We start from the raw sequence: 12,672 nt of genomic DNA on the forward strand, positions 1-12,672 counted from the left end.
GGGCCCGCCCCTTGATCAGACGCGGCGCTGGCGGTATCAGCGCGACAACTTCGGGATAAGGCGTGCGGCGAATCAAGTTGCGCGCCGTATTTTATTTCCCGACTTGGATGAAAATGCGCGGGGAAGCCCGTGCTTGATATGGGTGACCTGTCACATGGCAAAGCGTTGGTATTCGGTAAGCGTCCTGTCGAACTTCGAAAAGAAGATCGCCGAGACCATCCGTCAGAAAGTCGAAGAGCAGGGCCTTGTCGATCAGATCGACGAAGTGCTGGTGCCGACCGAAGAAGTCATCGAAATCCGCCGCAACAAGAAGGTGACAGCCGAGCGTCGCTTTATGCCCGGCTACGTGCTGGTACACATGGAAATGTCCGACGAGGGCTATCACCTGATCAACTCGATCAACCGCGTCACTGGTTTCCTGGGTCCGCAAGGCCGCCCGATGCCGATGCGTGACGCCGAAGTGCAGGCCATCCTTGGCCGCGTCGAAGAAGGTCAGGAAGCACCGCGCACCCTCATCCACTTTGAAGTGGGCGAGAAGGTTAAGGTCTCTGACGGTCCGTTTGAAGACTTCGACGGCATGGTCGAGGAAGTGGACGACGAGAACCAGCGCCTGAAGGTGACTGTGTCGATCTTTGGCCGCGCGACGCCGGTCGAATTGGAATACACGCAGGTGGTTAAGCAATAACCGCAAGCGCGTTCAGACGTGGGAGGGGGTGACCCCGAACCACGGCAAAACCGCCCCAAATGATCGGGGCATTGTAGGACGGGCAATCGCCTGTCGCTGAAAAGGAGGGCCACATGGCCAAGAAAGTCGTAGGGACGCTCAAGCTGCAAGTGCCAGCTGGTAAAGCAAACCCATCCCCACCCGTCGGTCCAGCGCTGGGTCAGCGCGGTATCAACATCATGGAATTCTGTAAGGCGTTCAACGCCAAGACGCAGGAAATGGAAGCCGGCGCACCTTGCCCGACTGTCATTACCTACTATGCAGACAAGTCCTTCTCGATGGAAATCAAGACGCCACCTGCGTCCTATTACATCAAGAAAGCCGCCAAGCTGCAGTCCGGTTCGACCGCACCCGGTCGTACAGTGGCTGGCTCCATCTCGGGCAAGCAGGTGCGTGAAATCGCCGAAGCCAAGATGAAAGACCTGAATGCAACGTCCATCGAGGGCGCAATGCTGATCATCGCGGGTTCTGCCCGCTCCATGGGCATCGAGGTGAAGTAATGGCAAAATACGGTAAGCGCACAACAGCAGCGCGCGAAGCATTTGCTGGCAAAGAGAACGTCACTGTCGAAGAGGCTGTGGCACTGGTCAAAGACAACGCCAAGGCGAAGTTTGACGAAACCGTCGAAATCTCGCTGCAGCTGGGTGTTGACCCCCGTCACGCCGACCAGATGGTCCGTGGCACAGTGTCCCTGCCAAACGGCACAGGCAAAACAGTTCGCGTAGCTGTGTTCGCCCGTGGTGAAAAAGCAGAAGAGGCGAAAGCCGCTGGTGCTGACATCGTTGGTGCAGAGGACCTGATGGAAACTGTTCAGGGCGGCACAATCGACTTTGATCGCTGCATTGCAACACCCGACATGATGGGCGTTGTTGGCCGTCTGGGTAAGGTTCTGGGTCCACGTAACCTGATGCCAAACCCGCGCGTTGGCACAGTAACCATGGATGTGGCACAGGCTGTCAAAGACGCCAAAGGCGGTCAGGTGCAGTTCAAAGCTGAAAAAGCTGGTGTGGTTCACGCGGGTATCGGCAAGGCCTCTTTCACAGCCAAGCAGCTGGAAGAGAACGTGACAGCATTTGTTGACGCGGTTCAGAAAGCCAAGCCGACAGGCGCCAAAGGCACATACATGAAGAAGATCGCCGTATCTTCGACAATGGGCCCAGGCGTTTCGCTGTCCATCGCAAGCGCGACTGGCAACTAAGCCTTTCAGGTTTTTGATACGAATTGAACGGCGGTCCCGACGGGGCCGCCGTTTTCGTTTGGAACGACAGGCGGCACCATGCGTTTTCCTATCAGCAAGAAGGAGAACGACCATGTCCGTCCACGACAAAAACGAAGATCGCCGTCCCGATATTGCCAAAGACGACACGCCCAAACCGCGCGAGAACGTCAAAGACAAATGGCATAATCCTACTGAAACCATGAGCGAAGGCCCGGCGGGTAGTCCCAACGCTACGGATCAAAGCCGCAAAAGCTGATTCTGAGGGTATGCAAAAAGGGGGCGCCGTGATGCGCCTCCTTTTTTGTTGAGAACAGCGGTTTCCGGCCTCGGTTGCTGTCTATTCTTCCAACGCCTCGATCTGGTCCTGAAAGGCGGGCAGCATCGCTTGCCCGACAAAGACAGAGCCCTGCACATCGCCAAGGTCGGTGATGCCCCGATAAACCAGACAGGCGAAATCACTGACACGGCATGACACCAGCTCGCCGCTTGTCTGGTCAAACGCATTCACACGCCCTGCGATGATGTTTCCCAGAATGATGGCCCGATCCTGCGAGGGGGCAAAGGTGCGGCCATCCAAATGCGCCATCACCAGCGCGGGCAAGTCGGTTGAGACAACGTAGTCCGAAACGCGCAGAGCAAGGGCGTCAGGTTCTATCACGATAAGCGGCAACCAGTTCAGCGCCACCTCTCCGGTCAGCCTGCTGCCAAGAACCGCCTCGCGGGATTCATCGGACGTGATGATCACCAAAGTGTCGTCCAGAAGGTCGCGCGCTTCTAGATCGGCTAGTAGTTGCGCAACGGCTTCATCCGCGAATTTCAACGCTCTGATCCGGCGGTTCTCGCCCGCAGCAAAGTCGTCAGGAACATTATAGGGGCTATGCGTTCCGGTGGTCAGCGTGGCCAGCATCCACGGGCGATGGGGATCAAAACCGTCGATCGTTTCGATCACCTTGTCGAACAGCACCATATCATTGACGCCCCAACCGGACCGCGCCGCATTCGGGTCGATATCGGCATCGCCCGCGATCTGATCGAAACCGATCAACGGCAGCACGCGGTCTTTTTGCATGTAGCTGAGGTCGGCCGATTGCACGAAGGCGGTTTGATACCCCGCGTCCCGCAGCACCGCCGGCAACGCGGTTCGCGTCAGAGGATCATCGGCTTGCAGCAGGCTCCATTTGCGGTCGGGAGAGGTGAAAAGCGGGTAGTCGCCCAGCAGCGTCGCATAAAGCCCGTTGGCGGTAATCAGTTGGTGCGCAAAATACCGGTCATATGTCGTGTAGCGGTCGCTGAGGCCGCGCAGGGTTGCCATATCGGCCTTGGCAATGCTGTGATGCGACACGCCCTCCAGATAGACGATCAGCACATTCTGGCGCGTTGCTGTATCAGGAAGCTGGGCAAGCGGCGTCGGCGTTGCGATGTCAAACTGACGCGGATCGTCTGCAAGGTTTGATGCGGAAAAGGTTGGCACAAGTGGATGCGTTTGCAGCCACATATTGTCTTCGGGATCAAAAGACGCCAGCGGCAATGCCGCAAAGGGCACGATCAGAACGGTTAGAATAACGGACAGCCATCCGCCGATCCGCATCCACTGGATCGCCGCCACGATGACGGCAAAAAGCGCAAACACGGCCAGATAAATCGCGAGCTGTTCGGTGAATTGTGCCAGCAGAAACGTGCCATCAGCGCCCAGCCCCAAAAGGCCAAAGTCGATGTGGGCAAGGTTGTAATGGATATGCTCAAGATTGGCGGCGTAAAAGATGATGAGCGCAAGCGTCGCCGCGATGCGCACAACACGCGGCAGTGCAGGCAGCAACAGGGCGGAGCACAGGCAAAACAGGATATCCGCCTGCAAGCCATTGGTGATCGCATTGCCATAAACGATCCAGATCACATCCATTTGGCTGGCCCCGGGATAGAGATCGTAAAGATCACCAAAGGCGGTTTTGCTTTCCACAAGATAGACGCCACGCGCACGGTGAATAAGCGTCAGCACCCCGAACAAGGTAAAAATCTGGGCGACGCGCCACAGATAACGCTTGGCGACGCCTTTCAGATCGCGCTGGGACGTCTCAGTATGCATGGATCACCTTCGTCAACCGGAGTAAGGGGGTGATCGTCAATCCTGCGGTCTTGCGCAAGAAAAATTGGGAAAACGCAGGCACAGGGTCTTCACAAAGCGGATTTTTGCCCTTAGGACGCCCCTATTCGGATCCGGCTGCGGCTGGATTTGATTCTTCGTCCGAGACAGTGGGTTGGCCGCATGGCCTGTAATTCCTGCTTGAGACGGGATTAGACCTCGAAATTCCTGTGGCTCTCCGCAGGCTGCTCTAGGCTCAACCCCCGTATCTTATGGACTACGACAGCCGGACGGTTCCGTTCGGCCAAATTGAGCCGGGGCATACCGCCCCAAACTTGGAGTGAAACTGTGGATAGAGCACAAAAAGAACAGCTGGTCGATGAACTCGGCCAAGTCTTTGAAAGCTCTGGCGTCGTTGTGGTTGCCCACTACGAAGGCATGACAGTTGCCGAAATGCAGGACCTGCGCGCAGAAATGCGTGATGCAGGTGGCGCAGTTCGCGTTGCCAAGAACAAGCTCGCCAAAATCGCCCTTGAGGGTAAGCCATGCGCAAGCATCGCTGAATACCTCGAAGGCATGACCGTACTTGCCTATTCCGAAGACCCTGTCGCAGCAGCGAAAGTGGTCGATGGATACGCCAAAAAGAATGACAAGCTTGTCATCCTTGGTGGTGCAATGGGTGAGAACGCTCTGGACGTCGCTGGTGTGAAATCAGTTGCTGCAATGCCATCACGCGAGGAGCTTATCGCTTCCATCGTTGGCTGCATTGGTGCACCTGCAAGCAACATCGCCGGGGCCATTGGCGCGCCTGCTTCGAACATCGCGAGCATTCTTTCGACCATCGAAGAGAAAGCTGCATAAGGCATCTGGATTGACTTGGGGGTGTCACCCTCACGTTGGAACACACTAATTTAGAAATGGAAAAGCAAATGGCTGATCTGAAGAAACTTGCTGAAGAGATCGTTGGTCTGACCCTTCTCGAAGCACAAGAACTGAAAACCATCCTCAAGGACGAGTATGGCATCGAGCCCGCAGCTGGCGGCGCAGTGATGATGGCAGCTGGCGGCGACGCCGGTGGTGCAGCAGCAGAAGAGAAGACCGAGTTTGACGTCGTTCTCAAGAACGCTGGCGCATCCAAGATCAACGTCATCAAAGAAGTCCGCGGCATCACAGGTCTTGGCCTGAAAGAAGCCAAAGACCTCGTTGAAGCTGGCGGCAAGATCAAAGAAGGTGCTGCAAAAGCAGAAGCCGAAGAGATCAAAGCCAAGCTGGAAGCAGCTGGCGCAGAGGTCGAGCTGGCCTAAGCCACCTCAATCACTACGATCAAGAAAGCCCGGAGCGCAGCAATGCGTTCCGGGTTTTTTCATAGAGCATGTCATAGGTTTGGCTGCGCCATTTCGGACCTTGGGAATATTGCCTTCTCAGCACCCGAAAACGGTATATATTGAATTTGTATTATAAATTGAGAAATACGCTATGCCGGGTTCCAAGGAACTGAATTTGTGGGATGGTAGCAAGGCGCCGGCTTTCCTGTCAGGAGGCGGCGACATGGGGCGTGCTGTCCGCAGTAAGGAATGGACGGCGCATCCTCTGGGCCATCCCGAAGGCTGGCCCCAAGAACTGAAAACCATGTTGCGGATCATGCTGACCAGCCAGCAACCCACGGAAATTCTCTGGGGGGACCAACTGTATTGCTTTTACAATGATGCGTTTGCAGGTCTGTTCGAATTGGATCGCAACCTGGATCAGGTCGGGCAGGAAGGGCGTGTTCTGTGGGCTGACGCTTGGGAAACTGTGGGTGACAAGCTCGAGACTGTGATGACAAGCGGCGAGGCTTATACGTCCGAAGATGCCTTGATCCCGATAATGGTCGATGGCGTTTGGGAGGACCGTCACTGGATGTACAGCTATAGTCCTATCCTAGACGAGGATTACGGTGACGGCGCATTGGGTATTTTCGTAACCTGTCAGGACCGTACGAAGTCGATCCAGCTTGGAAAAGCCGAAACCAAAGCCCGCGAAGCAGCGCAGAATGCGCTTTTGGAAACGCATCACCGCGTCAAAAATAACTTGGCTGTTTTGAAGGGCATTGTGCGGTCGGAAAGCCGGAAGACCGATGATGAAACCTTGCGGCAGTCATTGGGCCGTCTCGGTGGGCGCATCGACAGTGTGATGCGTCTGTATGAAGCAATGCTTTCGCAATCGAACAATGATGGCGTGGATGCATGTAGCTACGTTGAACGGCTATCACGCGATATTCATGATCTGATGGCGTCCGATTACAAAGAAATTGAATTGCAGCTGTCTTGCGATCAGGTCGCGCTTGAGGTGGAGCAAATTGTCCATGTTGGCGTCATCGTTGTTGAACTGCTGACCAACGCACACAAGCATGCATTCATCGGCTATAAGACCGGAACAATTTACGTATCGCTACAGCTTGAAAACAAGACTGTGTCTCTCACCGTGCGCGATGAACACCCCGATACCAGCGTGACCGAGAACACCGCCGAGAAAAGCACCGGGATCGGTAAGGTTGTCATGGAAGCGGCTGTAGATCAGCTAAATGGTCAATTTGTCAGCGCGGAAACCGATCAGGGTCGTTCGATAAAAGTAACCTTTCCCCATACCGGGCAGTAGCCAAGGGGCGTGGGCAGTAGCGGGTTTGGCTTGCACCGAACAGCTGACTTGATCAGGTTGGGTGCATGAAACTCAAGCTGCACCATATCAATCTATGTTCGACCAATGTCTCCGCGATGGACGCGTTCTACCGTGACGTTTTGACATTAGGTGACGAGGACCCGGCCGAACTGCCGCCGATCAACGACGAGAAGGGGCTGGTGGGCGATGTGTCGTTCGTCACCGACGGGGCGATCCAGATGCATCTGACGCCGCGCGATGTGTTGAACTCTTTCAGGTCTGGGCAGGTGGTTAATCCGTTAGAACGCGGCCACATTGCCTATCGCACCGACGATATCGTGGCCTTCATGGCGCATCTGGATGCGCAAGGTGTGCCTTATTCCGACTGGGGCAGTGATGCGGTCAAAGGCTGGCATCAGGTGTTTTTCTACGACCCTGACGGCAATGTCATTGAGGTGCATCAGTTGGTCGATAAGGACTGAGCAATCCCAACGCGCATTTTCTTTCAGATGCCCTGAAACTATTCGCTATCCATATACGTGCCTTCAGTAATCCAGGTCGCAAATGGCCTGATCACTGAAAGGAATATCAATGTTTTATCGTACATGCGCTTTTGTCACCGCCTCGCTTTTTGCTGCCAATGGCGCAGCCGCTGACGGCCACGCCAATCTGATGGGTTATGCGTTGGCCGGTGACGGCAACACGCTTGTGACCATGTCCAGCATCGCTGATCCGGCAGCGGCGACGTCATACGACCTTAGCGCGCGTCTTGATGCGATCGCCTACCGCCCCGTGACCGGCGATCTGCTGGGGTTTTCGCGCGACGGGATGGTCTATACCATCGACGCGATGTCAGGTGCGCTGACAGATACCGGTGCCACATTCGCTGACGATGCGATGGTGTCGGGCAATGCTGTGGCCATGGACTTCAACAACGCCATCGACGCTGTGCGTATGGTGGGTGACGACGGTGCGAACCTTGTCTATTTCCCCGTTGGTTTTGGCGACAATGACGAACGCGCGAATTCCGTGCTGCGCTTCACCGATACGGCCTATGCCGAAGGTGACGTGAACGAAGGCACAGAGCCGCTGATCTATGCCAACGCCTACACAAACGCGATTGCAGGTGCCAAAGCGGGCAGCACGTTCCAATATGCACTGGACGCACGTACCAACGCGCTGGTCAGTCTTGCCAACAACGCAGGCACGCTGGAAACCATCGGCACCGTGATGATCGACGGCGAAGCGGCTGATCTGGTCACGGCAGGCGGTTTTGATATCGTATCACCTGAAGAGGGCAGCGACATGGCCTACGCCATCCTGCAACTGGACGGGTCCGAGACATCGGGGCTCTATGCGATCAATCTTGAAACAGCCGAAGCCACGCTGCTGTCCGATCTGGGCGTAACGGGATTTTCAGGCTTTGCGGTGTCTATGGGCATGTAACGCGGCGGCGCGGTCCCGGCTTGTTGTGAGTGGCTTGCCGTGTAACTGCACCATCCTCGTCCCATGACGGATCCTGCGCCCCCATTTGCGGGCGCAGGATTTTATGCCGATTCCCTTGAACTTTTGCCCGATCTGGCTTAGATGGGCGGTTCGTCGGACTGGTGTGGCATCACAAAATACAACAAAACCCATAAAAACTTAGCTTTCAAAGCGCCGAATCTACGCGCGTTTTGATAGGTAAGTTGCTTGTTTCGGGAGAAGTGTTTGGGCGCACTTCAGAATAGAAACGCAACAACCGCCATAGCTGCGCGGCTTGGTTCCCACCCAAGGCGCGCTTCAACAATATGGAGACCTGCTTAACATGGCTCAATCCTTCCTCGGTCAGAAGCGCCTGCGTAAGTATTACGGTAAAATCCGTGAAGTTCTAGAAATGCCGAACCTCATCGAGGTTCAAAAATCATCCTACGATCTGTTCCTGCGCTCCGGCGACAGTGACGCGCCAATGGACGGCGAAGGGATCAAGGGTGTGTTCCAGTCGGTTTTCCCGATCAAGGATTTCAACGAAACCGCTGTGCTTGAGTTCGTGAAGTACGAACTGGAAAAGCCGAAGTACGATGTTGAGGAATGTCAGCAGCGCGACATGACCTATTCAGCACCGCTGAAGGTCACGCTGCGTCTGATCGTGTTTGATGTGGACGAGGACACAGGCGCGAAGTCTGTGAAAGACATCAAAGAGCAAGACGTGTTCATGGGCGACATGCCCCTGATGACGCCAAACGGCACATTTGTCGTCAACGGCACCGAGCGTGTGATCGTATCCCAGATGCACCGTTCGCCCGGCGTGTTCTTTGACCACGACAAGGGCAAGACGCACTCCAGCGGTAAGCTGCTGTTTGCATGCCGCATCATTCCTTACCGCGGCTCTTGGCTGGACTTCGAATTTGACGCCAAGGACCTTGTGTTCTGCCGGATTGACCGCCGCCGCAAGCTGCCTGTGACAACCCTGCTTTATGCGCTGGGCTTTGATCAGGAAGGTATCATGGATGCCTACTATAACACTGTTGACTATACGCTTGATAAGAAGGGTAAGGCCTGGACAACCAAGTTCTTCCCAGAGCGCGTGCGCGGCACACGCCCTGCGCATGATCTTGTTGACGCCGCAACTGGTGAAGTGTTCGCCAAAGCAGGCGAGAAGGTCACACCACGTTCCGTCAAAAAGCTGATCGACGAAGGCAAGGTCACCGACCTGCTGGTGCAGTTCAACCAAATCGTTGGCAAGTTTGTCGCGCGTGACATCATCAACGAAGAAACTGGCGCGATCTACGTCGAAGCCGGTGACGAGTTGACGCTTGAGTTGGACAAAGACGGCGAGATCATCGGCGGTACCGTCATGGATCTGGTCAATGCTGGCATCAAAACTGTGCCTGTGCTGGACATCGATAACATCAACGTGGGCGCTTACATGCGCAACACGATGGCCAACGACAAGAACATGAACCGCGAAACCGCGCTCATGGATATCTACCGCGTGATGCGCCCCGGTGAGCCACCGACCGTTGATGCGGCGTCTGCCCTGTTCGACACGCTGTTCTTTGACAGCGAGCGTTACGACCTGTCCGCTGTGGGCCGCGTGAAGATGAACATGCGTCTTGATCTGGATGCCGAAGACACCATGCGCACACTGCGCAAGGAAGACATCGTATCGTGCATCAAGGCGCTGGTTGAACTGCGTGACGGCAAAGGCGACGTGGACGACATCGACCACCTTGGTAACCGCCGCGTCCGTTCCGTAGGCGAGCTGATGGAAAACCAGTACCGTGTTGGCCTTCTGCGGATGGAGCGCGCGATCAAAGAGCGTATGTCATCTGTCGAGATTGACACAGTGATGCCGCAGGACCTGATCAACGCAAAGCCTGCTGCCGCGGCTGTGCGTGAATTCTTCGGCTCTTCGCAGCTGTCGCAATTCATGGACCAAACCAACCCGCTGTCAGAGGTTACGCACAAGCGTCGCCTCTCCGCGCTTGGCCCGGGCGGTCTGACCCGCGAGCGTGCAGGCTTTGAGGTGCGCGACGTGCACCCGACCCACTACGGTCGTATGTGCCCGATTGAAACGCCGGAAGGCCCAAACATCGGTCTGATCAACTCGCTGGCCACTTTCGCCCGCGTGAACAAATACGGCTTCATCGAAACACCGTATCGCAAGGTGATTGACGGCGTTGTGACTGACGAAGTGTCGTATATGTCCGCGACCGAAGAGATGCGTCACACTGTGGCGCAGGCCAACGCGAACATGGCTGACGATGGCACGTTCAACAACGAACTGGTCTCGACCCGCAAAAACGGCGACTACACGCTGTCCCCACGCGAAAACGTGGACCTGATCGACGTGTCACCAAAGCAGCTGGTCTCGGTTGCCGCATCGCTGATCCCGTTCCTTGAGAACGACGACGCGAACCGCGCGCTGATGGGCTCGAACATGATGCGTCAGGCCGTGCCACTGTTGCAGGCTGAAGCGCCGCTTGTCGGCACCGGCATGGAAGAGGTTGTGGCCCGCGATTCCGGCGCTGCGATCATGGCGAAACGCGCGGGTATCATCGACCAGGTTGATGCGCAGCGTATCGTTGTGCGTGCGACGCATGATCTGGAACTGGGCGATGCAGGCGTTGATATCTACCGTATGCGCAAATTCCAGCGTTCCAACCAGAACACCTGCATCAACCAGCGTCCGCTGGTGAAGGTGGGCGACACCGTTCTGAAAGACGAGGTCATTGCCGACGGTCCATCCACGGACATCGGTGAGATCGCACTGGGCAAAAATGTGGTCGTCGCGTTCATGCCTTGGAACGGCTACAACTACGAAGACTCGATCCTGATCTCTGAGCGTATCACCCGCGATGACGTCTTTACCTCGATCCACATCGAGGAATTTGAAGTCGCCGCCCGCGATACAAAGCTTGGGCCAGAGGAAATCACACGCGATATCCCCAACGTCGGTGAGGAAGCCCTGCGCAACCTCGACGAAGCGGGCATCGTGTACATCGGTGCCGAAGTGGGCCCCGCTGATATCCTCGTGGGCAAGATCACACCAAAGGGCGAAAGCCCGATGACACCGGAAGAGAAGCTCTTGCGCGCCATCTTTGGTGAGAAAGCCTCTGACGTGCGTGACACATCCCTGCGCCTGCCGCCGGGTGACTTTGGCACAATCGTCGAAGTGCGTGTGTTCAACCGTCACGGTGTCGAAAAAGACGAACGTGCGTTGCAGATCGAGCGTGAAGAGGTCGAGCGCCTTGCCCGTGACCGCGACGACGAGATGGCGATCCTTGATCGCAACATCTACGCCCGTCTGCACGACATGATCATCGGCAAGGTTGCTGTGAAAGGCCCCAAGGGCTTCAAAGCGAACTCCGAGATCACGGAAGAGGCGCTGTCCGAACTGTCCCGCGGTCAGTGGTGGCAGTTGGCACTGAAAGACGAGGCTGACGCGCAAGTGGTCGAGGCCCTGAACGAGCAGTACGAGGCGCAGAAGCGTCAGATGGATGCCCGTTTTGAGGACAAGGTCGAGAAAGTGCGCCGTGGTGACGACTTGCCACCGGGTGTCATGAAGATGGTCAAAGTGTTCGTCGCGGTGAAGCGCAAGCTGCAACCGGGCGACAAGATGGCTGGTCGTCACGGCAACAAGGGTGTGATTTCGAAAGTGGTGCCGATGGAGGACATGCCGTTCCTTGCGGATGGTACACCTGTCGATTTCTGTCTGAACCCGCTGGGCGTGCCTTCGCGTATGAACGTCGGTCAGATCCTTGAAACCCACATGGGCTGGGCCGCACGCGGTCTGGGTATCCAAGTGGACGAGGCGCTGGACGAATACCGCCGTTCCGGTGACATGACCCCAGTGCGTGACGCGCTGAAAATCGTCTATGGCGACAACGTCTATGACGAAGGTCTTGCCGATATGGACGAGGCGCATCTGGTCGAGGCGGCTGGCAACGTCACACGCGGTGTGCCGATTGCGACGCCTGTCTTTGACGGTGCGAAAGAGGCTGATGTGAACGACGCGCTGACGCGTGCCGGTTTCGACACCTCGGGTCAGTCGGTGCTGTTTGATGGCCGCACGGGTGAGCAATTCTCCCGCAAGGTCACGGTGGGTGTGAAATACCTGCTCAAGCTGCACCACCTTGTCGACGACAAGATCCACGCCCGCTCAACTGGTCCATACAGCCTGGTCACGCAACAGCCGCTGGGTGGTAAAGCCCAGTTCGGTGGTCAGCGTTTCGGTGAGATGGAAGTCTGGGCACTGGAAGCATACGGCGCGGCCTACACGCTGCAAGAGATGCTGACGGTCAAGTCGGATGACGTCGCAGGCCGGACCAAGGTCTATGAGAGCATTGTCAAAGGCGAAGATAACTTTGAGGCCGGCGTGCCAGAGAGCGTTAACGTTCTCGTCAAAGAAGTCCGCGGCCTTGGCCTGAACATGGAACTCCTGGATGCGGAGGTGGAGGACTAAAGCCACGCTTTATTCCGGGGCCGGACAAAGGTTCGGCCCACTCCCACTCTCCCGCCATACTGAAA

At 56.3% G+C, this 12,672-nt stretch carries 11 protein-coding genes; 10 read left to right on the forward strand and 1 reads right to left on the reverse strand.

The genetic code is table 11. From position 1 onward, the window contains the following. Window positions 1-154: 154 nt before the first annotated feature. The 4 genes from nusG to V8J84_RS15485 all read left to right on the forward strand — a co-directional run bounded on the left by nusG (window position 155) and on the right by V8J84_RS15485 (window position 2,199). Complete coding sequence (gene nusG, locus V8J84_RS15470; RefSeq protein WP_339932796.1) at window positions 155-685, forward strand: transcription termination/antitermination protein NusG; 531 nt, start codon at window positions 155-157, stop codon at window positions 683-685. Between the two features lie 113 nt (window positions 686-798). After that, the gene (gene rplK / locus V8J84_RS15475) at window positions 799-1,224 is read left to right on the forward strand and encodes a 50S ribosomal protein L11 (protein ID WP_339932798.1); all 426 of its coding nucleotides are present in this window, start codon (window positions 799-801) and stop codon (window positions 1,222-1,224) included. Then, window positions 1,224-1,922 (forward strand): 50S ribosomal protein L1, encoded by a 699-nt coding sequence (gene rplA, locus V8J84_RS15480; protein WP_339932800.1) that lies wholly within the window; start codon window positions 1,224-1,226, stop codon window positions 1,920-1,922. The genes rplK and rplA overlap by 1 nt, the downstream gene beginning before the upstream one ends. A gap of 112 nt (window positions 1,923-2,034) precedes the next feature. Further along, a complete protein-coding gene (locus V8J84_RS15485) occupies window positions 2,035-2,199 on the forward strand; it encodes a hypothetical protein (protein ID WP_339932802.1) in 165 nt (54 codons plus the stop codon). Between the two features lie 81 nt (window positions 2,200-2,280). On the opposite strand, the gene V8J84_RS15490 is transcribed toward V8J84_RS15485, so the two are convergent. Further along, window positions 2,281-4,026 carry an LTA synthase family protein gene (locus V8J84_RS15490; protein WP_339932804.1) on the reverse strand — a complete coding sequence of 582 codons (1,746 nt, stop codon included), beginning with the start codon at window positions 4,024-4,026 and terminating at the stop codon, window positions 2,281-2,283. 345 nt (window positions 4,027-4,371) lie between these two features. On the opposite strand from V8J84_RS15490, the gene rplJ reads away from it, so the two are divergent. The 6 genes from rplJ to rpoB all read left to right on the forward strand — a co-directional run bounded on the left by rplJ (window position 4,372) and on the right by rpoB (window position 12,607). Beyond that, window positions 4,372-4,884, forward strand: a complete 513-nt coding sequence (rplJ, locus tag V8J84_RS15495; protein WP_339933158.1) for a 50S ribosomal protein L10 — start codon at window positions 4,372-4,374, stop codon at window positions 4,882-4,884. 68 nt (window positions 4,885-4,952) lie between these two features. Continuing rightward, window positions 4,953-5,327, forward strand: coding sequence for a 50S ribosomal protein L7/L12 (gene rplL, locus V8J84_RS15500; RefSeq protein WP_339932806.1), 375 nt, complete (start codon window positions 4,953-4,955; stop codon window positions 5,325-5,327). A 244-nt stretch (window positions 5,328-5,571) separates the two neighbouring features. Then, on the forward strand, window positions 5,572-6,660 hold the full coding sequence (locus V8J84_RS15505; RefSeq protein WP_339932808.1) for a sensor histidine kinase: 1,089 nt from the start codon (window positions 5,572-5,574) through the stop codon (window positions 6,658-6,660). A 65-nt stretch (window positions 6,661-6,725) separates the two neighbouring features. Next, window positions 6,726-7,142 carry a VOC family protein gene (locus V8J84_RS15510; protein WP_339932810.1) on the forward strand — a complete coding sequence of 139 codons (417 nt, stop codon included), beginning with the start codon at window positions 6,726-6,728 and terminating at the stop codon, window positions 7,140-7,142. Window positions 7,143-7,251: 109 nt separating this feature from the next. Beyond that, window positions 7,252-8,106 (forward strand): DUF4394 domain-containing protein, encoded by an 855-nt coding sequence (locus V8J84_RS15515; protein ID WP_339932812.1) that lies wholly within the window; start codon window positions 7,252-7,254, stop codon window positions 8,104-8,106. 361 nt (window positions 8,107-8,467) lie between these two features. Next, window positions 8,468-12,607: a DNA-directed RNA polymerase subunit beta gene (gene rpoB / locus V8J84_RS15520; protein ID WP_339932814.1), complete on the forward strand. Its 4,140-nt coding sequence runs from the start codon at window positions 8,468-8,470 to the stop codon at window positions 12,605-12,607. The last annotated feature ends 65 nt before the right edge of the window (window positions 12,608-12,672 follow it).

The organism is Yoonia sp. 208BN28-4, from assembly GCF_037543925.1.
Classification (GTDB): domain Bacteria; phylum Pseudomonadota; class Alphaproteobacteria; order Rhodobacterales; family Rhodobacteraceae; genus Yoonia.

Bases quoted from the DNA above. Each gene is read 5' to 3' on its own strand.
- nusG (WP_339932796.1), top strand. From the start codon at position 155: ATGGCAAAGCGTTGGTATTCGGTAAGCGTCCTGTCGAACTTCGAAAAG.
- rplK (WP_339932798.1), top strand. From the start codon at position 799: ATGGCCAAGAAAGTCGTAGGGACGCTCAAGCTGCAAGTGCCAGCTGGT.
- rplA (WP_339932800.1), top strand. From the start codon at position 1,224: ATGGCAAAATACGGTAAGCGCACAACAGCAGCGCGCGAAGCATTTGCT.
- V8J84_RS15485 (WP_339932802.1), top strand. From the start codon at position 2,035: ATGTCCGTCCACGACAAAAACGAAGATCGCCGTCCCGATATTGCCAAA.
- V8J84_RS15490 (WP_339932804.1), bottom strand. From the start codon at position 4,026: ATGCATACTGAGACGTCCCAGCGCGATCTGAAAGGCGTCGCCAAGCGT.
- rplL (WP_339932806.1), top strand. From the start codon at position 4,953: ATGGCTGATCTGAAGAAACTTGCTGAAGAGATCGTTGGTCTGACCCTT.
- V8J84_RS15505 (WP_339932808.1), top strand. From the start codon at position 5,572: ATGGGGCGTGCTGTCCGCAGTAAGGAATGGACGGCGCATCCTCTGGGC.
- V8J84_RS15510 (WP_339932810.1), top strand. From the start codon at position 6,726: ATGAAACTCAAGCTGCACCATATCAATCTATGTTCGACCAATGTCTCC.
- V8J84_RS15515 (WP_339932812.1), top strand. From the start codon at position 7,252: ATGTTTTATCGTACATGCGCTTTTGTCACCGCCTCGCTTTTTGCTGCC.
- rpoB (WP_339932814.1), top strand. From the start codon at position 8,468: ATGGCTCAATCCTTCCTCGGTCAGAAGCGCCTGCGTAAGTATTACGGT.